The following is a 25294-nucleotide window of genomic DNA, read 5'->3' as shown; positions in this document are numbered from 1 at the left end:
GGTATCCTTCCGAACACCGTCTTAACCTATGTATTCCGAAATTCAGGCAATAAAAAACCCCCGCTCTTCCAAGAGTGAAAAAGCGAGGGTAACATTAATTGTTATTTCAACATAGCAACAACGATGGCCAAAATCATAAATCCTGCTGCAAGACCTACCGTTGTACGCTGCAGTACGAGATCCATACCGCGAGCCTTCGTTTTACCAAAAAGATGTTCCGCACCGCCGGAGATGGCACCGGCAAGACCTGCGCTTTTCCCTTTTTGGAGAAGAACGACAGTAATCAACCCGATGGAGAAAATAACAAGCAACACTTCAAAAAATACAACCATGACTTCCACCTCCTACGTATGTAAACATCTAAATTTATGATCTGAAGAGACATTCTAGATTCTACATGAAAAACAGCATTTTTATTGTACCACAGCTTTATCGAGCTGACAAGGAGTAAGCGGGAACACTATTTCAGTTCACCAAAAAAATAAATGGCCTGCCCCTCCATCGTTGGCAGACCATCTGTTTCATAGCAGCCAAGGCTGCTTTATTTCACTCGGAAGGACCCTGTGCTGATTGCCACAAGCTCGCCCTTCTCGTTCGTAATCCTGCATTCCGTTGTGACCGAACGGTGCGTCTGATGCACGATGCTTGCCGTTACGGTGAGGACACCAGCTCTGGCCGGCATGACAAAATGCACGTTCAGATTGCTCGTTACCGTCGATTCGCCCGGGCGCTCCAGCATGACGGCAATGCCCATGGCGTTATCCATTAGCGAGGAGAGTACGCCGCCATGCACGATGCCCATCATATTCATATGATGAGGCTGGGCATCCAGCGTCACAACAACCGCCTCCGAGCTGGCAGACGCAAGCTTGCAGCCGAGATATCCCCAGAAGGTGGGCTCCGCCGCTTGGGTCATGGCCCCAATGTACGCCTCCCGGTCGAATTCCGGCTGTCCGGCCTTCGTATCCGGATTGGCATTGGTATGATTCATCAGGCCGCCTCCTTTTTTCTTATGACGTCGTTAGTACTGTATCCATTTCAGCGGGATACCATGAATCGCCTATCCTGCCGACTCCGCTATTCTGCGCTTAGCCTGTTTTGCCTTCCTCTTCTTCCTCCAGCAGCTTGCGGCGCAGCACCTTGCCTACCATCGTCTTCGGCAGCGAATCGCGGAACACGTACTCGCGCGGCACCTTATAGGCAGCCAGCTGACTGCGGCAAAACTTCTCAAGGCCCGAAGGGTCCGGAGACGCGCCATCCTTCAGCACAATATAAGCTCTCACGGTTTCGCCGCGATAATCATCCTTCGTTCCGACCACGACGGCTTCCTTCACGGAAGGATGCTCATACAGCACTTCCTCGATCTCCCGAGGATAAATATTGAAACCACTTGCAATGATCATGTCTTTCTTGCGGTCGATGATCGTAAAATACCCCTCTTCGTCCATCGTGGCCATATCGCCCGTGAACAGCCAGCCGTTGCGGAGCGTATCAAACGTCTCCTCCGGCCGATTCCAGTATCCCATCATCACCTGGGGACCTTTCACGATCAGCTCGCCAGGCTCGCCGACCGGCATTTCTTCACCCGTATCGGGATCGACCACCTTGGCATCCGTATCCGGAACGGGTACGCCAATGGTGCCGATTTTTCGCTTTCCCCAGATTGGATTCACATGGGTAACCGGGGAAGCTTCGGTCAGGCCGTAGCCTTCGATCAACCGCCCTCTGGTCAGCTCCTCGAACTTATCCTGCACCTCGACCGGCAGCCCGGCAGAGCCGCTGACACAAGCATTGATCGACGACAGATCATATTCCTTGATCCGCGGGTGATTAATCAGTGCGATATACATGGTCGGCGCGCCCGGAAAGAGCGTCGGCTTCATTTTTTTGATCAGGTTCAGAATCATTGTCACTTCGAATTTCGGTACCAATATCAGCATGCCGGCACGGTAGATCGCCTGGTTCAGCAGCACGGTCAACCCGAATACGTGAAAACAGGGCAGAACCGCCAGATACCGTTCCTTCCCATCCTCCACCTGAAAGCACCAGTTGGCGGATTGCACGGTGTTGGCGATCAGATTCATATGCGTCAGCATGACGCCTTTGGGAACACCGGTCGTGCCGCCGGTATATTGGAGCAGTGCCAAGTCCGTCTCCGCCTTCACGGATTCGCAGATCGGGTCATTCGGCGCGCTCGCAAGCAGCTTTTTGAAGGCATGGACCCGGCTTCCATAGTTGACGACCGGAAGGGTACCCTCCTTCTTGGCTTTGATCGGGTAGAGAAGGTTCTTGGGGAACGGAAGGTAATCCGCCACGGACGTAACAATCATATGCTCCAGGTCCGTTTCCTCGATGACTTTCTCAACGCGGGACACAAACATATCCATCGTGATGATGATCTTGGCACCGGAATCCTTCATCTGATGCGCAATTTCCCGCTCCATATAGAGCGGGTTGGTCATGACGGCTACGGCTCCGGCCAGCAGCACGCCATAATACGACATCACCACCTGCGGGCAGTTGGGCAGCATAATCGCTACCCGGTCGCCCTTCTTAATCCCTTTGCTGCGGAGTGCGTTTGCCATACGATAGGACGACTCCAGCAGACTTCTGTAGTTGATCGTCTTGCCCATGAAATACAGGGCCGGACGGTTCGGAAACTTCTGCGCCGACGTCACAAGAAATAGTGCCAAATTCTGTTTCGGATAATCAAAAGCGGGGGCTACTTCGGGCGGATAAAACGGCAGCCAAGGCTTTGTATCCATACAAAACCAACCCTTTCCTAAGGAATGCTCCTTCTTTCCTACTCCAAGAAAAATCTCTCTCTTTTGAGGTTACTTACGCATCGTATTGGCGTTGATGCGTGTTACACCGTGTACCGCTCGTTCTTGACCACGCGGGCTGCGATGCTGCGCTTGAGGGCCACCGTATCAACCGGCGTGCAACGCGTCAGTTTCTTGAGCACCGACAGCTGCATCCGCAGCATATCCCCGGTTTCCACTGAGGCCAGCGTCTCTTTCGCGAGTGCTTCAATGCGCTGGAACGCCTCGTATGCAAACACCTGCGTCATCTCGATCATGCTGGCTGCTTTTTCCTCGGAGGTGCGTTCGATTTGCTTGCGGGTACGCAGCAGCGCACTCTCGAGGGCATAAATATCAATCATCATATCCGCCAGATTGGACAAGGTCTCCTGCTCTTTCTCCAGCTTCGTGCCGAACTTCTGTACCGCCAAACCGCCAGCGAGGAGGAAAATCTTCTTGCTCATGTCCAGGAAGTGCGCTTCCTGCTCCAGTGTACCTTCGAAGGTTTGACCAGGTACCAGCTGCAGCAGCTCACCCTGGAGACCTTGCGCTTTTTGCAGGAGCGCGATCTCGCCCTTCATGGCCTTCTTCACAAGCGTGCCCGGAATCAGGAGCCGGTTGATCTCGTTCGTGCCTTCAAAGATGCGGTTGATGCGGGAGTCCCTATAGATGCGTTCTACTTTGTACTCTTGGATATACCCATAGCCCCCGTGAATCTGCACCGCTTCGTCTGCCACATTATCGAGTCCTTCCGAACAGAACACCTTGTTGATCGAACACTCAATGGCATAGTCGGAGATCGCGGCCGCCGAATGGATGCCTGCATCCTCGCTGTTGTAATCGATGTCCTGCATCGCTTCGTCCAGCAGTCCTGCCGTACGGTACACCATGCTCTCCATCACGAAGGTGGTGATGTTCATCTCGGCCAGCTTCTTGCGCATTAGTGGGAACTGCGAGATGGGCGTATCGAACTGTTTACGTGTGTTAGCATATTTCGCGCTTAGCTCGATCGATTCCTTTGCCGCACCGACCGTGCCGGCTGCCAATTTATACCTACCGATGTTCAGGATGTTGAAGGCGATCCGGTGGCCCTTGCCAATCTCGCCGAGCAGGTTCTCCTTCGGCACCTTCACGTCTTCGAAGAAGAGCGGACGCGTCGACGAGCCTTTGATGCCCATCTTCTTCTCCTCCGGTCCGAGTGTGAAGCCCTCCATCTCCTTCTCGACAATGAACGCGGTGAAATGCTCTCCGTCAATCTTGGCGTAGACGATAAAGATATCCGCAAATCCGGCGTTAGTTATATATAGCTTCGATCCGTTCAAAATATAATAGTCTCCATCATCCGACAAGCGTGCCGTTGTTTTGGCACCCAGCGCATCCGAGCCGGAGGTCGGCTCCGTCAAGCAATAAGCCGCGATTTTGGCGCCGGTTGAGAGATCCGGCAGGTACTTCTGCTTCTGCTCGGTCGTACCGAAGAACACGATCGGCAGCGTTCCGATCCCGACATGGGCCCCGAAGGAAAGCGCAAAGGACGAACCCTTCGCCAACGCTTCGTTAATAATCGTGGAGCTGACCTTATCCAGCCCGATCCCGCCGAACGGCTCCGGTACATCGGCCCCGAGCAGGCCCAGCTCGCCTGCTTTGCGAAGCAGGTCTACCGTCATCTCGTAATTCAGCTTCTCGAGCTCTTCATCGTGCGGCACGACTTCTCCGTCGATAAAATCGCGCACCGTCTCGCCGATCATGCGATGCTCTTCCGTGAAATCCTCCGGTGTCAGGATGCGCTGCATATCGGGGTTATCGATGACAAAGCTGCCGCCTTTGATTTTCGGTTCTTTGGTTTGGTTATCGCTCATGATTGGTTTCCCCTTTCGGAATGTGGAATAAGGTGGAGTGCAATGGTGGCCTTGGTGTTGCAGGGAAGCTATATGAAATCTCACTACTTGCGCAATAGTGGTCGCTCCGGGTGCGGATTGTACTTCCGATCGCTGTTGAGTTTGGATTTCCGGGAATGAGTCTATCCATAGTAGAAATCCAAACTCAAAGGCGAACACTACGTTTCTCCAGTACAATTCCGCTCTCTCCGCTGGGTTGGCGCAAACTAGTTAGTCCCCTAAGTTCAAACCCCTGCCTCCGGCTATCTTTGCACTCCCCTGTGGTTGGAGTGAGGGTGCCGTGCCCGGTCCGTGTACGGAGCGGACACCGCACTGAGACTACATTACAGAGTGAATAGATTGGTCATGTACCAATAGAAGATCGGTAGATTTGATATCGAAAACCTAAATATCGTTTATCGAATACAATCAGAAGCATTGTTGAGCTAACGAATTCAAACCACAAACTAAACAGCTGCGAGAATCCCGCCCCATATCCCTTCAGACGCTTGGAAGGTAGCCTAACTCTGCACCACCTACTCCTTACGCCCCTGCAGCATGCACCTCAAACACCCCCGCGGCACCCATGCCGCCGCCGATACACATGCTCACAACGCCGTAGCCGCCGCCGCGGCGGGCGAGCTCGGAGACGAGGCTGACAGTCAGTTTGGCACCGGTACAGCCAAGTGGGTGACCGAGCGCAATGGCGCCGCCGTTGACGTTGACCTTGCTCTCGTCGATCCCCAGCGCGCGGATGATGTGGAGGCATTGCGAAGCGAACGCTTCGTTAATCTCGAACACATCCACCTGATCCAGCTCGATGCCCGCCATACGCAGCGCCTTCGGGATCGCTTCGACGGGGCCGACGCCCATAATCTCCGGCTCCACGCCGGCCAGGGCAAACGATTTGAAGGTAGCCAGCGGGGTAAGCCCCAGCTGCTCCGCTTTCTCGCGGCTCATAACGGCTACCGCCGCCGCGCCGTCACTTGTCTGCGACGCGTTACCCGCGGTAACCGAGCCGCCGAGGGCAAAGGCCGGCTTCAACTTGGCCAGCACATCCGGTGTCGTGTCCGGCCGGACCCCTTCATCCGTATCGCAGGCAAAGGTTTTGCTTCGCACCTTCCCCTGCTCATCGGCCGCAGCCAGTGTTACGTTCACCGGTACGATCTCGTCCCGGAACTTCCCTTCGGAGATAGCGGCTGCGGCCTTGCGGTGACTGCTGGCCGCGAAGGCATCCTGCGCTTCGCGGGTGATGCCGAAGCGGCGAGCCACCTCTTCCGCGGTGTGACCCATGCCGATGTACACCCCCGACATCTCCTCCACGATGGTCGGATGCGGGGCCGGCTTGAAGCCGGTCATCGGCACATGGCTCATGCTCTCAACGCCGCCGGCGACGATCACCTCGGCATGGCCGAGCATAATGCGCTCTGCCGCAAATGCGATCGCCTGAAGTCCCGAGGAGCAGAAGCGATTGACGGTCAATGCGGGAACCGTGACCGGATACCCCGCATACAGCGAGATAATCCGTGCAACATTCAGGCCCTGCTCGCCTTCCGGCATTGCGCAGCCGAGGATGATGTCCTCGACATCCTCTTTTTTCAGGCCCGGCGCACGCTCAATGACGGCTTCCAGTACGGCTTTGCCGAGATCCTCTACGCGTGTCTGGGCAAAACTGCCCTTCTTCGCCTTCCCCACCGGGGTGCGAGCAAGGGATACTATGACTGCTTCTCTCATGCCATTCACCTCATCAACTTAAAATGGTTGGATCCAATACCGTTTATAATTGCTGGTCGCTAATCGGCCATGAAATGAATTCGTAATGGATAGAGCTAATACAGATTAAAGTGCCGCCACTATCAAGCCTCGACAGTATGGATATCCTGCCGCCGAGTACTGTATGCACCGTTAATTTGGTGAATTGTACGTTGCGACTGATAGATTATCTCTTGGCTGTGAAGCTCTCATCGCCCTAATTTCGAAGCGGCTTGCCTTTTGCCAGCATATGCTGCATGCGCTGCTGGGTTTTGACCTCGCCGAGCAGGCTGAGGAACGCTTCGCGCTCCAGGTCGAGCAGATGCTGCTCGCTCACCACGGTTCCCGCTGGAACATCGCCGCCGGTCAGGATGTGCGCCAGCTTCTTCGCGATCAACAGATCGTGATCGCTGATATAGCCGCTTCGCTTCATGTCGATGGCGCCCATCTGAAGCACGGCCCGGCCGTCGCGGCCGACAACGCGGGCTTTGCCCGGCTGCGGCGGAACATAGCCTGCCCGGTCCATCTCTAATACCGCTTGCTTCGCTTCATGGATCCGGTAGTCCTGGTTCATGACCACCGAATCTCCGCTCCGCCCATAACCCATGCGGATCGCTTCATGTCCGCTGGTCGATGCCTTGGCCATCGCCACCATCTCGAATATTTTGTTGATCTCCGGCTGGAGGTCGCTGTCCTTATCGGGGTGACGGTTGCTGGTCATGAGCGCCAGCTCCTTGCAGCCGCCGCCTGCCGGGATGAGGCCGACCCCTGTCTCCACGAGACCAAAGTAGGTTTCCGCCGAGAAAATGATCCGGTCGGCGGGCAGGCACGCTTCCACGCCGCCGCCCAGTGTCATCCGGTGAGGCGCGGCCACAACCGGCTTCTCCAACCCCTTCAGCTTCATCATGCTGCCCTGGAACAGACGGATGATGTCATCCACCTCATCCCAGTCACCGCTCTGCGCTTCCATCAGCATGAGCATCAGGTTGGCGCCGACGCAGAAGTTGCGGCCTTCGTTCGCCAGCACCAGCCCGCGATAATTCGCTCGAACCTCTTCCACGCTCTGCTGAATCATGACCAGAATATCGGCACCGATCGCGTTGTTCGGCGAGGTGAATTCAAGACACGCAACGCCATCCCCAATATCGATCAGATTCGCCCCCGTATTCGAGCGGATGATTCGGTTTTGCGATTTGAGCGCTTGCAGCGAGATCAGCTCAGGCTGAACCTCAACGCCCTTATACTCGCCTTTGAAATAATGGAACACCTCGCCGTCCTTCTGATGATAGAAGGACTTGTTGCCGGCGGCAATCCAATCCTTCACCCAAGCCGGGACCGTCATGCCCTCCGCTTCCATTCGCTGCACGGATTCCGGCAGTCCGATCAGATCCCAGGTCTCGAATGGACCGAGCTCCCAGTTGAAGCCCCATTTCATCGCGTTGTCGATGTCCTGGATGGAATCGGCGATCTCTCCCAGCTTGTCGGCCGCATAGACAAGCACTTGCTTCAATACATTCCAGGCCAATTCCGAGTAACGGTCCTGCGTACCCAGGAATGCCTTGATCTTCCGCTTGGCTCCCTTCACCGCTTTGGCGGCTTCGATAGAAGCGGAGCTCACCTTGGCGCTCGGATTGTACTCCATCGTGGACAGGCTGAGCGATAGGATTTTGCTGCCTTGATCGCTCTTTACTTTTTTATAGAAGCCCTGGCCGCCCTTCTCACCGATCCAGCCGCGGGCGACGAGTTCATTCATGACATCGGGAACCGTGAACACATCCTTCTCGTTCCCGTCCGGCACGGAGTCGTACACATTTCTGGCAACATGGACAAACGTATCGATGCCGACCAGATCCAGCGTACGGAAGGTGGCGCTCTTCGGACGCCCGAGAACAGGACCGGTGGCCGCATCCACCTCCTCCACGGTATAGCTGTTCTTCACCATCTCCTGCAGGGTGACCAGAAGACCGTAGGTGCCGATTCGGTTCGAGATGAAATTCGGCGTATCCTTCGCCAGCACAACCCCTTTACCAAGGCGCTTCGAGCAGAATTCAACCATAAACTTCGTAATGTCCGGATCGGTGTCATAACCCGGGATAATCTCCAGCAGCTTCATATGACGCGGCGGATTGAAGAAATGGGTCCCCAGGAAGTGGCTGCGGAATTCCTCGCTGCAGTCCTCCACCATCGCATTAACGGAAATGCCGGAGGTGTTCGTGCTGACGATCGACCCTTCTTTACGCACGCCCTCAATCTGTTTGAAGATGCTTTTTTTGATCTCCAGGCGCTCCGTGACCACCTCAATGATCCAGTCCACGTCCTTCAGCTGGCTCAGATGATCCTCGGTATTGCCCGGGATGATCCGGCCCACAAAATCGGCGCTATACAGCGGAGCTGTGCTGGATCTAGGCAGAGCCGCAATGGCTTTGGTCGCAAGCCGGTTTCGTACCTTCGGATGATCCAACGACAATCCGGCTTTCTCCTCTTCGGCGGTTAAGGATTTCGGAACGATGTCGAGCAGCAGGCAGGGAATGCCGGCATTGGCGAGATGGGCGGCGATCCCCGACCCCATGACGCCAGAGCCGATCACGGCGGCTTTGGTGATGTTTCGACTTGCGACACCGGAACCGCTGACGGATTCCTTGGTAATGGTATTACTCATTGCACAACGACCTCCTGTTCATGGATTTCGGATAGACCGAATACGGATAACTCCAGGATTTCCGCGATATCTCGCGTTTTTACGCTTTCTTCCACTTCCTTCAGCTTCGTGCCGTCCTCCAGCATCGTCAGACAGAACGGACAAGCCGAACTGATCATCGTCGGGGATACGGCCAATGCCTGCTCGGTACGTGCCAGATTCACACGCTTGCCCGCGTCTTCCTCCATCCACATCTGCCCGCCTCCGGCCCCGCAGCACATCCCGTTCTCACGATTCCGCTCCATCTCCAGAAGCTCAACGCCAGGAATGGCGCGAAGCACGCTGCGCGGCTGATCGTACACATCGTTATACCGTCCCAGGTAACAGGAGTCATGATAGGTGATTTTCTCCTGTACCTGGTATTTAGGCTTAAGACGCCCTTCCTTCAACAGCTGATCCAGCAGCTCCGTATGATGAATGACCTCGGCTTCAAGCCCAAACTCCGGGTACTCGTTCTTCAAAATATTGAAGGTATGCGGACAAGCCGTCACGATTCGTTTCACATCGTACTTTTTGAATGTCTCGATGTTCTCCGTGCACAGCTGCTGGAACAGAAATTCATTGCCCATCCGGCGCGGCGTATCGCCCGAATTCTTCTCCTCGTTGCCGAGAATGGCGAAATTGACACCCGCTTCATTCATAAGCCGGACAAAGGCCTTGGTGATCTTGCGGCTTCGATTATCGTAAGAGCCCATGGAGCCAACAAAGAACAGCACGTCGAAATCCGGATTTTCCTTTACAGTCGGAATCTTCAGATCCAAAGTCCCTTCCGGATCGACCTCCTTCACCCACTTGCTCCGGTCCGCGCGGCTGATTCCCCAAGGGTTGCCTTGTCGCTCGATGTTTTGCATCGCGCGCTGGCCTTCCTGCGGCACGCTGCCCTCCATCAGAACGAGATGACGCCGGAGGTCCACGATTTTGTCAACGTGCTCATTCGCGACCGGACATTGATCCTCGCAGTTCCGGCAGGTCGTGCACGCCCAAATCTCTTCTTCCGTCATGACGCCGCCGATCAATTGAATGTCCTTCGGGTCTACGCCCTCGACCTGATGCCAGGAGCGCTTCTGCACGTCCATCGTCGGTCCGATATCGGTAATGCCCTCGCCCTTCCAGCCAACAAGGGCCAGATCCGTTGCGCCCATGGAGTGAACGCCCGGTGATCCAAACACCGAGGCAGGCATCCATGCTGATTTGGAGGTGAGCGCGGCACCTTTTTCCGTGAGATGATCCCTTAGCTTCACAATCATGTGCATCGGCGACAGCAGCTTGCCTGTATTCGAGGCCGGGCATACGTTGGTACATCTTCCACATTCAACGCAGGCATAGAAATCGAGCATCTGCTTCTGCGTAAAATCCTCAATCTTGCCTACCCCGAATGCCTCGGCCTCTTCATCCTCCAAATCCAGCTTGCTGAGCTTGCTCGGGGGATCGGTGCGGCGGACCAGAATGTTGATCGGCGCCGTAATGAGGTGAAAATGCTTCGATTGCGGCACATAGATAAGGAATGACAACAGAATCAACAGATGCAGCCACCAGAAAGCGTAATAGCAAACCGTAACCGCCACCGGCGGCATCCAGGCAAACACGGCCGCAATGCTGGAGGATATCGGTGCCATGGCCGACCACGCCAGTCCTTCCATGAGCCGTTCAAAAGCCATCGTCAGCAGCACCGAAGCCATCAGCGTAGTGATGAAAAACACGACGATGCTTGGCTTCCAGCCCCGCTTGAGCCGTTTCAGCTTCTCGCCATAGCGGCGATAGGCCGCATAACCGATAGCGAGCAGTATCAGCGCAACCGTCATCTCCTGCATGAGGATAAAGCCGGCGTGCCCCGGAATCGGCAGGCTGTGGCCGGACAATCCCTTCCAGATGATGTCGAGCGCACCGAACTGCAAAATGATAAATCCGTAAAACACGATAAAATGCATGATGCCGCTCTTGCGATCCTTAAACAGCTTGCTCTGTCCGAATACCTGGATGGCGAATTGGCTCAGGCGTTCCTTCAGATCCTTCTTCAGATTCGCTGGCTTGCCCAAACGGATATACAGGTACCGGCGATACACCACGGTGGCGAACATATACACCGCCCAACCGGTGATCAAGACAAAGAGCAGCGCGTTGATTAATGTCAGAATCATCTCTCTCAGCCCCTTGCGTTAAAAATCCTTCTTTCTTCTGATAGTCTGTTGCAGCGTCCCATTTTGTGAAGCCCCTGTCACTCCTTCCGAAACCTCTTGTCATGTGTTCATGTCGGGACATATATGAAGCGCTTTCATTAGGGGAACGAAAATAGACCTCCACATCGTGCCGTGCCGACCACGCTAAACCGAACTTCATCGTTTCTGGCTGCATCTCTTCATCCGTACATCGCGCTCATCTGTACTTGCCTGCGGATACCCAGTGACTTGTTTCTTCCGGTTGAACTGCCGTCTATTGCTCTGATATGAACGCCTTATTCTGCTGCTCTGATCCATCTGCTTCATCCATTTCGCGCTTCTTCGTAACCCATCGTTGACAACGACATGAACGTATTTTATGATGGATACAAGAAATGAATGAATATTCATTCATAATTTTAACTGTATTCTAACACCGGGGTGAGCATATGACAAGTAAAAAAAATGAAAAATACCACCTTATTCTCCAGGGCGCCCTGAAAGTATTCGCCGAGAACGGCTACCACCGGTCTCAGGTTTCCAAGATCGCCAAAGCTGCCGGCGTGGCTGACGGCACCATCTATTTATACTTTAAGAGGAAGGAGGATATCCTGATCCGCCTGTTCCAGGAGAAGCTTGGCGAGCTGGTCGGCAAATTCCACGAAAGCGTGGAAGGAACCACGGATGCCGTTGAAGCGCTGCGGACGGTGTGCAGCATCCATTTCTCGGAGCTGGAGAGCAATCCTGAGCTTGCTTATGTCACGCAGATTGAGCTGCGGCAGAGCGATCTGGAGCTGCGCAAGGAAATCGGCAGCGCATTGAAGCCATATATTGTGCTGATCGAGAATATCCTGGAACAGGGCATCAAAGAACAGAAATTCCGTTCCGATCTGAACGTCAAACTGGTGCGCAACCTGATTTTTGGCGCGATGGACGAAGCGGTAACCTCTTGGCTGATCTCCGGCCGCAAGTATTCTTTATCCGATCAGGCGGATGAGACGCTTAGCTTTTTCCTGAACGGTGTTTCCGGCGGTCAATAAGCCCCGCTGATATTCATAATTGAAGGGAGCGTTTAACCGATGAAGATTGTGGTATTGCTTAAACAGACCTTTGACACGGAGGAAAAAATTACGATTGAGAACGGATTGATTGCCGAGGATGGGGTGAAATTCGTCATCAATCCGTATGACGAGTATGCGGTGGAGGAAGCTGTGAAGCTGCGAGATGACCACGGCGGCAGCGTGACACTCCTATCCGTCGGACCGGATCGTACGGCAGAGGCTCTGCGGACGGCGCTGGCCATGGGCGCCGATGATGCCGTGCTGATCTCCGACGAGCGAATTCCGGACGATGAATATGCGGTATCGAAGGTGCTGCATGCGTATTTGTCCAAGGAAAGCCCGGATCTGATCCTTGGCGGCAACTTCTCCGTGGACCGCGGTTCGGGTCAGGTGGCCATTCGCCTGGCGAGCCTTCTCGGTATTTCGCATGCCGGCTCCATTACCAAGCTTACGCTGAACGGTACCACGGCTGAAGTCCATCGGGACGCGGAAGGCGATCTTGAAGTGCTGGAAGTTCAGCTCCCAGCGATCTTCACGGCACAGCAGGGATTGAACGAACCCCGCTATCCATCGCTGCCTGGCATCATGAAGGCAAAGAAAAAGCCATTTCAGACGTTGACCCTGGATGATCTCGGGTTATCGGAGGCCGATATCCAGCCGGCAACGAAGCAAAGCGAGCTGTCCTTGCCGCCGGAGCGTAGTGCCGGACGCATTCTGAAGGGCGAGCCTGCCGAAGTGGCACATGAGCTGGTATCCTTGCTCCGCACCCAGTCGAAAGTGATCTAATGAGCGGGTGTACGGATGTGCCCCTTTGACTCTCGCTATTGAATGCGGTTACACAGCACCGACAGAGAGCCATGTCATCATTCCGTATGTATTCTGATTGTATGGTTTACGGGATGTCCGTCATGCACGCTTTTCGCTTAATACGTTTCGCGAATCCGAGCAGCAGTGGTCGGAGGAAATCTCCTGAATTCGCTTAGGTTGCTCAGGATGGTTCAATCGTCAAACTCTCTTCACTTCAATCTCAATGGATCCTAGGAGGTTATGATATGAGCAAAACGATATTAGTGTATGCCGAGAACCGGGATGGGAAGCTGCGCCAGGTTGCCCTCGAGACGCTTGGCGCGGCTCGTTTGATTGCTGGTGACGGTGACAGCATCCGCATTCTGGTCGCAGGCTCGAATATTACCGAGGCCGTATCGGCCCTGAACACCTACGGTGCCGATACGATCTATACGGTTGAGCATGATGATTTGGAGAGCTACAATCCCGAAGCTTATATGACGGCCATTGAAGCGGTCATCAGTCAGGCGCAGCCAGATGCCGTCCTATTCGGACATACGGCGATCGGCCGCGACCTGGCACCGCTGGTGGCTGCTTCCTTGAATGCCGGACAGATCTCCGACGTAACCGTGATCGAGGCCGAAGGTGGAGAAGCGGTGTTCACACGTCCGCTCTATGCGGGTAAAGCTTTTGAGAAACGTGTCTTCCAGAACGGACCGTGGGTGGTCACGGTCCGTCCGAACAATATTCCCGCCGCGGAAGCCATCGAAGGTTCCGGCACCAGCATTGAGGACATCGCTTACCCGGCTCCTTCCCTCCGCTCCGTGGTAAAGGACGTCGTTCGCAAAACCACCGGAAAAATCGACCTCTCGGAAGCCAAAATCGTCATTTCCGGCGGTCGCGGCGTGAAGAGTGCGGAAGGCTTCCAGCCGCTGGAGGAGCTCGCGGATCTGCTCGGCGGGGCCGTCGGCGCATCGCGCGGAGCCTGTGATGCCGGCTACTGCGATTACGCGCTCCAGATCGGACAGACCGGCAAAGTGGTCACGCCCGAGATCTATATTGCCTGCGGCATTAGCGGCGCCATCCAGCATCTGGCCGGCATGAGCCAATCGCGGGTCATTATCGCCATTAACAAAGATCCTGAAGCACCGATCTTCAAGGTAGCCGATTACGGCATCGTCGGCGATCTGTTCGATATCGTCCCGCTGCTGACGGAGGAATTCCGCAAGGTCCTGGTAACGTAAGACTTCTTATTGGTTTATCCCACGGTAACATGTCAAAAAAGGCTGCTCCAAAAGGTCCAAGGGACCTGGAGCAGCCTTTTACCTCGTAAGTTTTGCCGTAACAATGCCCCCTTCGGCTACGAATCATTCCTGGGGAGGCAGCCTCGTCAATGGGATGCAAAACAGGAACTAGCGTATTACCTTTACGAACCAAACCGCTTCAGCAGCTTCTGCTGATGGGCCGTAAATACTTCTTCCAGCGAAATGTCATAGAGATCCGCCAACAGTGAAATGTTGCCGAGCACGTCGCCGATCTCCTCCACCAAATCCTGCTTGAGCTGTTCTCTGGATTGAACCTCCTCGTCGGGGCGGTCCCTGCCGATCTCATAAGCGCGGACGGCACGCGCCGTTTCCCCTGTCTCCTCCATCAAAAACCCAACACGAATAAAGGGACCGTACTGGGTCCAGCCTCGCTCCCCGTAAAACTGTTTGATCCACTGCTGTGCTTCATTCATATCCATACTTGTGCTACCTCCGCGATTCCCTGGGATGACTTAACCTTTACTTTTTACACAATTCAAGAACAAACTCATGATAATGCTAACATGTATGCCATAAGATAAGAGGGTGCCATCTGATGATCATTAACAATATAGTCCATCGATGCCATGACATAAATCACTATATATAGTATAATTGCACGGATTAAATATCAACATCTTGTCAAGGAGTGTGCGAATTGAAAACGATATGCGTATTTGCGGGATCGAACATGGGGGAACATCCAGACTATAAAGCGAAAGCTTCCGAGCTCGGCCAACACATTGCCAACAACCAATACAAGCTCGTATACGGCGGCTCCAAAATCGGATTGATGGGTGAAGTAGCTAATGCGGTTCTGCAGCATGGCGGTGAAGTTATCGGTGTCATGCCGAGGGGACTGTTTAAAGGGGAGATTGTACATACCGAGCTGACCCAGCTCATTGAAGTAGCGGATATGCATGAGCGCAAAGCGACGATGGCGAAACTGTCCGACGGGTTTATCGCCATCCCGGGGGGTTTTGGAACCTTTGAGGAATTGTTCGAGGCATTGTGCTGGTCGCAAATCGGAATTCATCAGAAGCCGATCGGACTGCTGAATGTCCGGGAGTATTATGAACCGTTCATGAAGCTGATTCAGTACAGTATCACGGAAGGTTTCTCCAATACCTCCCACTTAAACCTGATCAACATCTCCGATGACCCGCTCAAGCTGCTTGAGCTCATGGATAGCTACACGCCTCCGACGCTGGACTTGAAGTGGAAGGACCTGGATTAAGTGTCTTGAATGCTGTAAGTGTCTTGAGTGCTGTGATTGCCTTGAGGGAGATAGCGCTCTCAGGAGGAAAATTCTTAGGCTCAAGAATATGTTACAGGTAATTATGGCGCCTTTGCGCGATCTACCGTAAATGAAGAATGCACCGGGAATCCCGGTGCATTTTTATTTTTGCCATAGCAGCGATATTACACAAACCCGCCATTCACGCGGAGCGTTTGACCCGTGATCCATTTCGATTCTTCACTTGCCAGGAACAGCACGACCTCTGCGATATCATCCGGTTCGCCTAGGCGTCCGAAGGAGTTCATGCTCACGATCCCCGCAATCTGTTCCTCCGACTTACCTACGGTAAATAGCTCCGTATTAATCGGCCCCGGCGCCACCGCGTTAATTGTAATTCCTTTGGGTCCGAATTCTTTGGCTAACTGACGCGTAAACTGCTCCACAGCGCCCTTCGTGCCTGCATATACGCTGTATGCCGGAAACATCTGTCCAGCTACCGACGTCGAGAAATTGATAATGCGGCCGCCCGAGTTCATATGGTGAAAGGCCTGCTGGATCGCGAAATACGTTCCCTTCACGTTAATCGCAAACTGCTGATCGAAATCTTCCTCCGTCATGGCCGCAATCGGCTTGGTTGTCATGATGCCGGCATTGTTCACGAGAATATCGATTCCGCCATAAGCCTCGATCGTTTCACTAAACAAACGTTCAATTGCTGCTACCTGACTTATATCGGCTTGAATGGCCCGAGCTTCGCCGCCGCCTTGCTTAATGGCGCTCACCACTTCCTCAGCTTTAGCGGGGCTGCTCGCGTAGTTTACAACCACCTTAGCCCCGTTTTCCGCAAGCCTCTCCGCTATTTCACGCCCGATGCCTCTGGATGCTCCCGTTACGATAGCTACCTTGCCCGATAAACTCTTTGTCATGGTACAACCTCCCGCATAGGAATTAGGTGCACGAGAATCTCATCAGATGATCCTCTGATCTGTATGTCCTTTTTGTAATTTGATTATAGGTCTCCGTATAACAAATTACAAGTGACAATTTTATATTTTTGTCATTTGTATGAAATGAGAACAAAAAAGACGCCATCCCATGCGAGTATCGCCAAGAATAGCATCTTTTTAACGTAGGGGGTGATCTCACCGCGTTAGCTCCCGACGTGCTATGTGGTGTCGTATAACGGAGGACTCGAGCACATCCTTATTCCCTCTTGCTATTAATCTAGCCTGTTTACTGTTTCGTGATTCCGGATAACAATAGCGTCCACACCGAGTCAAACTCGGCTTCAATCTCCTTCGAGGTCCACTGAGAGGCATGCGCCGGATGGTGAAACAGGGACGTTGCCATGAAAAAGGCTTTTGCCACAGACTCCGACCTGTCCGGCTTAAATTCACCTGTAAGCATCCCTCGATCGATGATCTGGGCAATCTGTCCGATTAACAGCTTTACATGCGTATCAATCACCTTGACGGCTTCCAGCGTCACGGTTGTATACATGGCAAACATCTCGGGATCCTCGAGGACATAAGCCCGTTTGGCCCGGATGAGGGTGTCCGTCCATAACCGCAAGCGATTAGCGGCGCTCCCTTCCGTTCCGTCTGCAATCTTCTGTAACGGATCCGCAATCCGCTGCAGCCACCGTTCCGTTACGGCTTCTCTCAGAGCGGCCTTGCTGGGAAAATGCCGGTATAAAGATCCATGGCTCACTTGAAGCGCCTTGGCAACATCGACAACCGAGGTCTTGTCGGGGCCATAGCGCCGAAGCGTCTGCTCGGCAGCATCCAATATGGCTTCTTTCGTTAATGGCTGGTCATGTGACATAGGTTCAATGAGCACTGGGGCTTTCCATTATAGCCAAAATGCCCATCTTCACGCCCCCTCTCTGTTGAACACATTATAACAAACCATCATTCAATATCAATATTGAACTTTTGTTATTTGTTATTCTTGAAATCCCGGCCTCATCCCCTTGATCACACCCCCTCATGGATGGTTATAATAGCTTCATTGATCCGGATATAACCTAAATAACATGAAGAAAGCGAGTGCTGTCCATGGCTAAGCTGGACTATCTGTTATCCATCCTATGGCTGCTTCGATCGCATAAAAAAATGACAGCCGAGCAATTGGCGGAGAGACTTGAGTTAAGTGTCCGAACGGTCTACCGATACATCGACACACTGGGTATGAGCGGGGTCCCCATCATATCCGAATCGGGGCATGGCGGGGGGTTCAGGCTGCCGGATTCTTTTTTAAGCGTGCCGCTGTTCTTCGAACCAACCGAGCTTAAAGCCATGGAACACAGCGCGCTTCTTGCCCGGCAAGCGGACTATCCGTTTACGGATGCGCTTGAAAAAGCACTCACCAAAATTGAGCACCGGCTTCAGGAATCCCAATTGGAAGACTTGCGGCGCCATGTCGACAGTATCCATATCCCATCGCCATCACAAAGTGCCTTGCTTCATCCCATATTGCGCGAGTTAGAGCAAGCCGTTGCCAGACGGGAAACCCTGATCCTTCAATATGCGAAGTCCTTCAGCGGCTCCGCGGAGGAGCGCCATATTGATCCCTATGGGCTGATCTACCGGCTCGGCAAATGGTATTTGATTGCCTATTGCCATCAACGGGAGGCCCTCCGTGTGTTTCGGGTAGACCGGATGAACAGCCTATCGTTAACAGGCCGCATATTTGAAATGCCGGAACATTTCTCGGTACATGACTACATGAGCCGTATTCATGAGTACCAGGATCAGAATCCGAAGACGAAGACGATGGAACCAACGTTGGTGACCGTTCGCCTTCAAGGTCGCACCGAGGTCCTGGACGCGATATGCAACCAGTGGTTCCTGCAGCCTTATCTTGTCACTAGAAGAACTGACGACGAGGCCGAATTCCGTATGCATCCGGATTGGATGCTGCAATACATGCCTTATGTGCTGCTTTCTTTTGGCAGAGGAATTAATGTACTTGAGCCTCAGAAACTGCGAACCATTCTTTCCGAGACGGCCCGAGACCTGGCCGCATATTACGAGGACTGATCCTTCGATAACTTCAGATAACTTCACTGACTCCTATGCAGTCAGTGAAGTTGGTTTATGATAGGCGTAAATCATGACCATAAAGGAGAGATTTACGTATGACCCTACCTAAACTCGATCTGGCCAAAAGCGATAAAACCTATTACACCGCCGGGAACACCCCTGAGCTTGTGCAGTTTGATCCCTTGCCCTATCTGTCATTCGAAGGTCAAGGCGCGCCTGAAAGCTCTCTTTTCGAGGATGCTACCGAGGCGCTTTATACCGTTGCCTATGGCGTTAAGGGACATTGCAAGGCGGAAATTCAGGATTTTACCGTTCCTAAACTTGAAGGGCAATGGTGGGTGAACTCGGATCGGTACGGTTTAGAGGTTCCGAAAGAGGAATGGCATTGGAAGCTGCTCATTCGGATGCCGGCGTTCGTCACCCCGGAGATCGTAAGTTCCGCGCGGGACAAGGCCTTTTCCAAGAAAAATCATCTGGAACCCATTCAGCAAGTGGTATTGGAAACGATCCATGAGGGACTATGCGTCCAAATCATGCATAGCGGCCCCTACAGCACAGAGCCGGATACGCTGGCGAAAATGTATGCCTACATGAAACAGCATCATTACGACCAGGACGGGCTGCATCATGAGATTTATTTGTCTGATCCACGAAAAGCCGCAGCCCCCTCCATGAAAACCATTCTCCGTGCACCTGTCAGACAGAAGAATTAGAACAGACAGAGGAGTAAAGCGCGTCCTCTCTGAAAAGGACATCCGGGCAAAAAGAGGGGGCCGGCATTGCCGACCCCCTCCCGTATTTTACGCTCATTCTATATCTTGCGAATGCTTAGCAGCGAATTGCCGTTCTTCATAAACTCATATGGCACTTTGACTTCCTCTACCCGAAAGCCTTCTGCCTTCAGTTCATGAATCATTCGGTCCAAATGGGCGTAGCGGCTCCCCGATAAATCGATTAACGGAAAGATGCGCACCTCTTTCGAGGCTACTCGCAGCAGCTCCCGAACCGTCTGGACATGAAAGTCATAATCCAACCGGTCGCTGTACATAAACAGAAAATGGGCGGACAGCACCAGGTGAAACTGTTCGTTATCAAAAGGCAGCTCCGGCAGTACCGCAGCGACATAGCGATCCGGAAACTCCCTCATATCCTGAACGCAGTCGTGGAGCGCTTGCTCGCGATGCCGACGAAGCCCCTCCACATCTCCATAATAGTCCCAGACATAATTGCTCTTCGCTTGCTCCATCGTTTCCATCGCGTGCCCGATATCCTGCAGTCCCTTGGCCTCCAGGTCGTCCAGCTTATGATCATACGCAATATCACTGGCCGTTATATCGATTCCATGCTTCGAACCGTGAGCGGTGAACGAACACGCACCGGAAGGGCAATCCAATACCCTTTTGCCGGCAAGCTCCGACATTTCCAAATCAAACATTTGCGTGTACTCGTCAAACGTGCGGCCAATGAATACAACCCGGTCCAATTCCTGTTTGGTCTTGCCTTGACTCTGCTCATCTCTTCTCATCTCTTCTCACCTCAGCTGTTTATTGTGGGTGCGGTGCGACGGCTGCTTCCCTACATCCGCAACAATATATTACCATAAGGTGGAATGCTGGGTTATATTATTCACAGAATCCCAAACTCCACTCCGCGTTCACCCGTTCTATGTATACTATAATATAGATAACTAACTTTCTTCGGAGGGGATTTCCTTATGTTACCTTATCCTGCGGCTACGACCAGAGAAGAGAAAATGAACATCATTCATCAAATCAAAGACCGGCTGCTTCAATTGCACGGCGATGACATTCTGGCCATTGGCCTGTACGGTTCGATTGCGCAAGGGATTGATGGTCCTTACTCGGACATTGAGCTTCGGGTTGTTACACAGGACGGAGTCTCCCTGCCCGGGCACGAATTCATATATCCCCCTTTCAAAGTCGAAATCGGCATGGAACAAAAACAGGACATATTCAAGAATGCAGCGTCGGTGGACGACTCATGGGCGATTACAGCGGGCGCTTATGTCCATCTACAGGAAATCTATGATCCGGCGAACCTGCTCGCTGAGATTCGGAAGCTGCCCCTCCAGGTTTCGGACGAAGCCATCAAAGAAACGATGCGGGAATTCATGATCTGGGAACCCTACGAAACGATGGGTAAAATACGAAACAACGTCCAATCCGGCAACCTAGGCTACCTCCCGCTTGGAGCCAAGGACCTGACCTGGCAGACGGCCAAGCTGATTGGACTTGCCAACCGTACGTTTTACAATACAAGAGCCAAGACATTGGAGGAATCACTGTCCCTGAAATCCAGGCCTTCGGGATACGATGAGCTGGCACAATTGGTGATGCGGGGTCAGCTTCTCCAGATCGATCATGTGTATGAGCTTTGCGAACAGCTCTGGACCGGTCTGAACGCGTGGTATGAAAAAATGAATATTGAATATAAATCAAAAGAGCTTCCATTCTGATGGAGGCTCTTGCTTTGTGTTAAGCATGGAATGCTGATCATTCTCAATCTTATATTGACACATGTCATATTCTGGAACTACGCTGTGTAAGAGCCGATTTCTTACATAAGATGAAAGATCGCTTCACGAAACGCCTGAATGATCATAAAAGGAAGTGAGTATTTATCATGCAAATTCAATTGAGTAGACCACCGGATTACAGACCTCCTTATTGGCTGCCGCTTACAACCATCCTCACCGTCATACTCGTTATCTCCCTCATGCTGTGGTTCGAGAAGCCGCCGGAAGCCAGAAATATCGATGCGCCCGCAACCGAGTTCTCTGCCGAACGCGCGATGGCGCATGTCGAGCGCATCGCACAAGAGCCCCATCCGATGGGTTCGCCTGCCAATGCGGAAGTCAGAGCTTACTTGGTGGAACAGATGAAGGAACTCGGCTTGAACCCGGACGTTCAAGAATTTAATGGCCGCCTGACAACCAAGTACATCGACGCCGACATTCAGCTTACGAACATTCTGGGCGTCATTAAGGGCACCGGATCGGGCAAACCGCTACTGCTTATGTCCCACTATGACTCGGTCCCTACCGGACCCGGGGCCAATGATGCTTCGGTAAGCGTAGCTTCTTTGCTGGAGACGGCAAGAGCGATCCAAGCCGGACCTCCGCCGCAGAATGACATATGGATTCTGCTGACAGACGGGGAGGAGAGAGGTCTGCTTGGTGCTGAGGTGTTCTTTCAGGACCCGGCACATCGTGAGATTGGCATGATCGCGAATTTTGAAGCCCGGGGTTCAAAGGGTTCGTCCTTCATGTTTCAGACCAGCGACAGCAACAGTCGGATCATTGAAGAATACGCCCGGGCCGTATCCAATCCTGTCAGCAACTCGCTCTTGGTGGACCTCTACAAACAACTGCCGAACGATACCGATCTGACGGTGGCGCTTGAGCATGGTCTCCCGGGACTGAACTTTGCCTATGGCGAAGGGTGGGTGGCCTATCATACCCCGATGGATAACACGGAGAACGTCTCCCTGGAGACGATGCAGCACCAAGGCGAGAACGCACTCGCCGTGGCCAAACATTTTGGCAATCTCGACTTGACTGACCTAACTTCAACAAGCGACCGTATTTATTTCAATCTATTTGGGCTGCTGGTTCATTACCCTGCAAAATGGGCGATCCCGATCACCCTGGTGTTCACGGCGATATGGCTGGGTTTCACAGCACTGTTTGCCCGTATCTCCAGACTCTCCCTAAAGGGAAGTTTGATCAGCTTGCTAACCCCGATTGTGGCCGTCGTACTCTCGACAGCGCTGAGCTTTGGCTTATGGTCGCTAGTTGATACGTTATGGGCAGGCAAAATGACGCAGCCCACAGGCGCAACCTATGATTCACTCCTGTACAGTGTCAGCTTCATACTGGTAATCTTCATCGTTCATGTTGCCTTCACCCGCTGGATCGTGCGGAAAGCCAATGAGATGGAGATGCTGCTGGCGGGCGCGTTCCTGTTCCTGCTGCTGCTTATCGGCTCAACCTGGTTCCTGCCGGGCGCAAGTTATTTATTTGCGATTCCGCTGCTGGTCCATTACGCGGCACTGGCATGGGCGGCATTTACCCGGGACCCGATCGAATCCTTAAACCATCCGGCTGTCGTACTGGGAACATCCCTGATTCCTGTTCTGATGTTCACTTCGGTCTTTCATATTGTGTTCCTCATGCTGCCGCCAGGGATTCACCTATTCAGCGTGGTTCTGATCGGGCTGATACTTGCCCTGATGTCCCCGGCTGTACGCATGCTCGCATATGCCTGGAAATGGGTACTGCCGGCTGCCTTCATCGCCATCATCGTTCTGCTCGCTATCGGCTGGATCCAGGCCGAACCCGGGCCGGATCGGCCGGTTTACGAGAGCTGGTAATCATTGCAGGTACCCTTCCTGCTGCTTCAATGCTGGAGGGTGTGACACCCGATTAAACGCTCCATCATGATCCCCATGCCAAACAAGCAAACGCGCGAACCGCGTTTGCTTGTTTTTTTGACATTGGATCGGTTTCGCCGCTGTTACTTCACGATATCTTGCCAATGCTGGGGTAGCTCATACGTCTCCAGATGTTTGTATTCCACCAGCTTGACCATACCGCCGGGAATCGTCGGAGCCACTTCAAACACAAGCCGATCCTTTCCAACCGAAATATGGGGACCGACCGTTGGGCTGGCCTCAAGCGTAATGATGAAATGAAAACCGCGGAATCCGTTCACCCGCTTCACTCCGGTCACATCTACAAAGTATGGATAAACCAGCGGCTGCTCCTTCAACGTATGGATATAATGCCCGCGAACCGCCTCATCGATATGAGGAAGCAGAAATAGCATCAGCATATCCTGATATTGCAGCTGCGCACTATCTTTCTTCGGCGAGGAATAGTTCCCCTCCGCATGGGACGGCAGCGGTACACCCATAACCGTAACGACGGCAAGAAATAGGCTGATGAAGCGTTTGTTCATAATTCTCTCTCGCCTCCTTGCTGCAGCTCTTTATATTTAGGCTACCCCAACCGATAGGATTGATGTAACACCCGCGAAACGAACGTGATCCGCGATATAGATTCATCAGGGCGCGTGCGATATGATAGGTGGAAGGAACGATCTCGTATCGGCATATGCCTTCCGCCTTCCATATCACCTTCATTCATCGTGTTCTACGGATACGGGAGGATATACAATCAACATGAAAAAAAAGGATTAAAATCATGTCAGCAGCTATCATCGCATTTCTGGTTGTCATTATTATCGCAGCAAGCTTCTACTTCTATAATGTCGCTATTGCCCGCGCCGACAAAGGCTTTCTGAACGGTAACCCGGACCTGGAAGCCAACTCCAATATCGACAATCCCTTTGCGGACAGCAAGGATTGGTGGGCCCAGCAGAGCTTCGAGGAATGGAACCTTACGTCAGACGACGGTCTGAAGCTGCATGCTTACTATTTACCTGCCAAGGTATCGACGGATAGAACCGTTATCATTGCCCACGGCTACTCCGGTCATTCGGAGCAGATGAGCGGGTTCGCCCAAATGTACCATGAGGACCTGGGTTACAACGTGCTCCTGCCCGACGCGCGCGGCCATGGACGAAGCGAGGGCGATTACATCGGCTTCGGCTGGCCGGAGCGCAAAGATTATCTGAAATGGATTGATCAAGTCATCGGGCATACGGGTGAAGACACTCAAGTCGTCCTTCATGGCGTGTCCATGGGCGGTGCAACGGTCATGATGACCAGCGGCGAAGAGCTTCCTCACCAGGTAAAGGCCATTGTGGAGGACTGCGGGTATACCTCGGTTACGGATGAGCTGACCTATCAGCTGAAGCGCATGTATAAGCTTCCGTCCTTCCCGCTGGTTCAATCCACAAGCCTGTTGACCAAGATTCGCGCCGGATACTCCTTCGGCGAAGCATCCGCACTGGAGCAGGTCAAGAAATCCAAAACACCGACGCTGTTCATTCATGGCGGCGGCGATTTGTTCGTACCTACCGAGATGGTGTATGAGCTGTATGAGAATGGTCCGGAGCACAAAAGACTGTTCATCGTCCCCGAAGCGGGTCACGGCATGGCGCGCCAGTTCGATCCCGAGGGATATGACAGGGAAGTAACAGAGTTTATAGGTACGTATGTGTTATAAGAGAAATGAAGAAAAAGAGCAGCCCATGCGGACTGCTCTTTCATTTTTTGATAAGGGGAAGAATATACAATTTATCAGCTACGCGGTCACATTTGTCCCGTACTGGCGGGATATACTCCATAACTCTGAACGAATAGAAGGCGTAGAACATGAACATAAGATTCTTAATTAGAGACCAAGATTAAGTTCACCTACTATTTGTTTAGGTTCGGAATTATGCTATAATTTTGGATATCATGTAAATGTTTCCAATATTTTCTGAATAAATATATATACTTAACATCAACCACTGCGATGAGTCCAAAAAATCTCCAACAAAAGGATCTATTAAATTGCTGAATTAATCTTTGTAGTTCCATTATAGAAAGGATGAATTATTAATGCATAGTGTTGTTGGAGTACAGGAACTCATTATATTTATAGTTAT

General features: G+C 52.8%; 21 protein-coding genes. 9 read left to right on the top strand and 12 right to left on the bottom strand.

What is annotated here, in order from left to right:
• Positions 1-101 precede the first annotated feature (101 nt).
• The 7 genes from secG to ACETK5_RS20950 form a co-directional block, all read right to left on the bottom strand.
• Positions 102-332 (bottom strand): preprotein translocase subunit SecG, encoded by a 231-nt coding sequence (gene secG, locus ACETK5_RS20980; RefSeq protein WP_009593367.1) that lies wholly within the window; start codon positions 330-332, stop codon positions 102-104.
• A 209-nt stretch (positions 333-541) separates the two neighbouring features.
• Positions 542-991, bottom strand: coding sequence for a PaaI family thioesterase (locus tag ACETK5_RS20975; protein WP_394057645.1), 450 nt, complete (start codon positions 989-991; stop codon positions 542-544).
• A gap of 97 nt (positions 992-1088) precedes the next feature.
• Positions 1089-2765 carry a long-chain-fatty-acid--CoA ligase gene (locus ACETK5_RS20970; RefSeq protein WP_394057643.1) on the bottom strand — a complete coding sequence of 559 codons (1677 nt, stop codon included), beginning with the start codon at positions 2763-2765 and terminating at the stop codon, positions 1089-1091.
• Positions 2766-2866: 101 nt separating this feature from the next.
• Entirely contained in the window at positions 2867-4657 is a 1791-nt protein-coding gene (locus ACETK5_RS20965; RefSeq protein WP_326111751.1) for an acyl-CoA dehydrogenase family protein, read from the bottom strand.
• A 561-nt stretch (positions 4658-5218) separates the two neighbouring features.
• Positions 5219-6409 (bottom strand): acetyl-CoA C-acyltransferase, encoded by a 1191-nt coding sequence (locus ACETK5_RS20960; RefSeq protein WP_394057641.1) that lies wholly within the window; start codon positions 6407-6409, stop codon positions 5219-5221.
• A 235-nt stretch (positions 6410-6644) separates the two neighbouring features.
• Positions 6645-9086 carry a 3-hydroxyacyl-CoA dehydrogenase/enoyl-CoA hydratase family protein gene (locus tag ACETK5_RS20955; protein ID WP_394057639.1) on the bottom strand — a complete coding sequence of 814 codons (2442 nt, stop codon included), beginning with the start codon at positions 9084-9086 and terminating at the stop codon, positions 6645-6647.
• Complete coding sequence (locus ACETK5_RS20950) at positions 9083-11263, bottom strand: (Fe-S)-binding protein (RefSeq protein WP_394057637.1); 2181 nt, start codon at positions 11261-11263, stop codon at positions 9083-9085. Before ACETK5_RS20950 ends, ACETK5_RS20955 begins: the two co-directional genes overlap by 4 nt.
• A gap of 467 nt (positions 11264-11730) precedes the next feature.
• Here ACETK5_RS20950 and ACETK5_RS20945 point away from each other — a divergent pair, with 467 nt between their 5' ends.
• The 3 genes from ACETK5_RS20945 (at position 11731) to ACETK5_RS20935 (ending at position 14372) form a co-directional block, all read left to right on the top strand.
• Positions 11731-12321 carry a TetR/AcrR family transcriptional regulator gene (locus ACETK5_RS20945; protein WP_100539665.1) on the top strand — a complete coding sequence of 197 codons (591 nt, stop codon included), beginning with the start codon at positions 11731-11733 and terminating at the stop codon, positions 12319-12321.
• A 39-nt stretch (positions 12322-12360) separates the two neighbouring features.
• Entirely contained in the window at positions 12361-13128 is a 768-nt protein-coding gene (locus tag ACETK5_RS20940; protein ID WP_394057635.1) for an electron transfer flavoprotein subunit beta/FixA family protein, read from the top strand.
• A 266-nt stretch (positions 13129-13394) separates the two neighbouring features.
• Positions 13395-14372 (top strand): electron transfer flavoprotein subunit alpha/FixB family protein, encoded by a 978-nt coding sequence (locus ACETK5_RS20935; protein WP_394057634.1) that lies wholly within the window; start codon positions 13395-13397, stop codon positions 14370-14372.
• Positions 14373-14554: 182 nt separating this feature from the next.
• Here ACETK5_RS20935 and ACETK5_RS20930 read toward each other — a convergent pair whose 3' ends face one another.
• Positions 14555-14872, bottom strand: coding sequence for a MazG nucleotide pyrophosphohydrolase domain-containing protein (locus tag ACETK5_RS20930; protein WP_394057633.1), 318 nt, complete (start codon positions 14870-14872; stop codon positions 14555-14557).
• A gap of 218 nt (positions 14873-15090) precedes the next feature.
• On the opposite strand from ACETK5_RS20930, the gene ACETK5_RS20925 reads away from it, so the two are divergent.
• Positions 15091-15669, top strand: a complete 579-nt coding sequence (locus ACETK5_RS20925) for an LOG family protein (protein ID WP_394057631.1) — start codon at positions 15091-15093, stop codon at positions 15667-15669.
• A 185-nt stretch (positions 15670-15854) separates the two neighbouring features.
• Here ACETK5_RS20925 and ACETK5_RS20920 read toward each other — a convergent pair whose 3' ends face one another.
• Together ACETK5_RS20920 and ACETK5_RS20915 are read right to left on the bottom strand one after the other, a co-directional pair.
• The gene (locus ACETK5_RS20920) at positions 15855-16598 is read right to left on the bottom strand and encodes an SDR family oxidoreductase (protein WP_394057629.1); all 744 of its coding nucleotides are present in this window, start codon (positions 16596-16598) and stop codon (positions 15855-15857) included.
• 307 nt (positions 16599-16905) lie between these two features.
• On the bottom strand, positions 16906-17511 hold the full coding sequence (locus tag ACETK5_RS20915; protein ID WP_394057628.1) for a TetR/AcrR family transcriptional regulator: 606 nt from the start codon (positions 17509-17511) through the stop codon (positions 16906-16908).
• 218 nt (positions 17512-17729) lie between these two features.
• On the opposite strand from ACETK5_RS20915, the gene ACETK5_RS20910 reads away from it, so the two are divergent.
• Entirely contained in the window at positions 17730-18713 is a 984-nt protein-coding gene (locus ACETK5_RS20910) for a helix-turn-helix transcriptional regulator (RefSeq protein ID WP_394057626.1), read from the top strand.
• 98 nt (positions 18714-18811) lie between these two features.
• Entirely contained in the window at positions 18812-19429 is a 618-nt protein-coding gene (locus ACETK5_RS20905; RefSeq protein ID WP_394057624.1) for a GyrI-like domain-containing protein, read from the top strand.
• Positions 19430-19527: 98 nt separating this feature from the next.
• On the opposite strand, the gene ACETK5_RS20900 is transcribed toward ACETK5_RS20905, so the two are convergent.
• Positions 19528-20241 carry a class I SAM-dependent methyltransferase gene (locus ACETK5_RS20900; RefSeq protein WP_394057623.1) on the bottom strand — a complete coding sequence of 238 codons (714 nt, stop codon included), beginning with the start codon at positions 20239-20241 and terminating at the stop codon, positions 19528-19530.
• A 189-nt stretch (positions 20242-20430) separates the two neighbouring features.
• On the opposite strand from ACETK5_RS20900, the gene ACETK5_RS20895 reads away from it, so the two are divergent.
• Together ACETK5_RS20895 and ACETK5_RS20890 are read left to right on the top strand one after the other, a co-directional pair.
• Complete coding sequence (locus ACETK5_RS20895) at positions 20431-21192, top strand: kanamycin nucleotidyltransferase C-terminal domain-containing protein (RefSeq protein WP_394057622.1); 762 nt, start codon at positions 20431-20433, stop codon at positions 21190-21192.
• A gap of 167 nt (positions 21193-21359) precedes the next feature.
• Positions 21360-23108 carry a M28 family peptidase gene (locus tag ACETK5_RS20890; RefSeq protein WP_394057620.1) on the top strand — a complete coding sequence of 583 codons (1749 nt, stop codon included), beginning with the start codon at positions 21360-21362 and terminating at the stop codon, positions 23106-23108.
• Positions 23109-23251: 143 nt separating this feature from the next.
• Here ACETK5_RS20890 and ACETK5_RS20885 read toward each other — a convergent pair whose 3' ends face one another.
• The gene (locus ACETK5_RS20885) at positions 23252-23695 is read right to left on the bottom strand and encodes a DUF3888 domain-containing protein (RefSeq protein WP_394057619.1); all 444 of its coding nucleotides are present in this window, start codon (positions 23693-23695) and stop codon (positions 23252-23254) included.
• Between the two features lie 245 nt (positions 23696-23940).
• On the opposite strand from ACETK5_RS20885, the gene ACETK5_RS20880 reads away from it, so the two are divergent.
• A complete protein-coding gene (locus ACETK5_RS20880; protein ID WP_394057617.1) occupies positions 23941-24867 on the top strand; it encodes an alpha/beta hydrolase in 927 nt (308 codons plus the stop codon).
• The last annotated feature ends 427 nt before the right edge of the window (positions 24868-25294 follow it).

Source organism: Paenibacillus ilasis, from assembly GCF_043195395.1.
In the GTDB taxonomy this organism is placed as follows: Bacteria; Bacillota; Bacilli; order Paenibacillales; family Paenibacillaceae; genus Paenibacillus_AQ; species Paenibacillus_AQ lautus.
This window is presented reverse-complemented; position numbering and strand designations above follow the sequence as displayed.

Excerpts from the sequence above, each read along its gene's own strand:
- ACETK5_RS20930 (WP_394057633.1), bottom strand. The coding sequence starts at position 14,872 with ATGGATATGAATGAAGCACAGCAGTGGATCAAACAGTTTTACGGGGAG.
- ACETK5_RS20940 (WP_394057635.1), top strand. The coding sequence starts at position 12,361 with ATGAAGATTGTGGTATTGCTTAAACAGACCTTTGACACGGAGGAAAAA.
- ACETK5_RS20965 (WP_326111751.1), bottom strand. The coding sequence starts at position 4,657 with ATGAGCGATAACCAAACCAAAGAACCGAAAATCAAAGGCGGCAGCTTT.
- ACETK5_RS20885 (WP_394057619.1), bottom strand. The coding sequence starts at position 23,695 with ATGAACAAACGCTTCATCAGCCTATTTCTTGCCGTCGTTACGGTTATG.
- ACETK5_RS20950 (WP_394057637.1), bottom strand. The coding sequence starts at position 11,263 with ATGATTCTGACATTAATCAACGCGCTGCTCTTTGTCTTGATCACCGGT.
- ACETK5_RS20890 (WP_394057620.1), top strand. The coding sequence starts at position 21,360 with ATGCAAATTCAATTGAGTAGACCACCGGATTACAGACCTCCTTATTGG.
- ACETK5_RS20880 (WP_394057617.1), top strand. The coding sequence starts at position 23,941 with ATGTCAGCAGCTATCATCGCATTTCTGGTTGTCATTATTATCGCAGCA.
- ACETK5_RS20960 (WP_394057641.1), bottom strand. The coding sequence starts at position 6,409 with ATGAGAGAAGCAGTCATAGTATCCCTTGCTCGCACCCCGGTGGGGAAG.
- ACETK5_RS20975 (WP_394057645.1), bottom strand. The coding sequence starts at position 991 with ATGAATCATACCAATGCCAATCCGGATACGAAGGCCGGACAGCCGGAA.
- ACETK5_RS20905 (WP_394057624.1), top strand. The coding sequence starts at position 18,812 with ATGACCCTACCTAAACTCGATCTGGCCAAAAGCGATAAAACCTATTAC.
- ACETK5_RS20970 (WP_394057643.1), bottom strand. The coding sequence starts at position 2,765 with ATGGATACAAAGCCTTGGCTGCCGTTTTATCCGCCCGAAGTAGCCCCC.
- ACETK5_RS20935 (WP_394057634.1), top strand. The coding sequence starts at position 13,395 with ATGAGCAAAACGATATTAGTGTATGCCGAGAACCGGGATGGGAAGCTG.
- secG (WP_009593367.1), bottom strand. The coding sequence starts at position 332 with ATGGTTGTATTTTTTGAAGTGTTGCTTGTTATTTTCTCCATCGGGTTG.
- ACETK5_RS20900 (WP_394057623.1), bottom strand. The coding sequence starts at position 20,241 with ATGAGAAGAGATGAGCAGAGTCAAGGCAAGACCAAACAGGAATTGGAC.
- ACETK5_RS20945 (WP_100539665.1), top strand. The coding sequence starts at position 11,731 with ATGACAAGTAAAAAAAATGAAAAATACCACCTTATTCTCCAGGGCGCC.
- ACETK5_RS20955 (WP_394057639.1), bottom strand. The coding sequence starts at position 9,086 with ATGAGTAATACCATTACCAAGGAATCCGTCAGCGGTTCCGGTGTCGCA.
- ACETK5_RS20910 (WP_394057626.1), top strand. The coding sequence starts at position 17,730 with ATGGCTAAGCTGGACTATCTGTTATCCATCCTATGGCTGCTTCGATCG.
- ACETK5_RS20895 (WP_394057622.1), top strand. The coding sequence starts at position 20,431 with ATGTTACCTTATCCTGCGGCTACGACCAGAGAAGAGAAAATGAACATC.
- ACETK5_RS20920 (WP_394057629.1), bottom strand. The coding sequence starts at position 16,598 with ATGACAAAGAGTTTATCGGGCAAGGTAGCTATCGTAACGGGAGCATCC.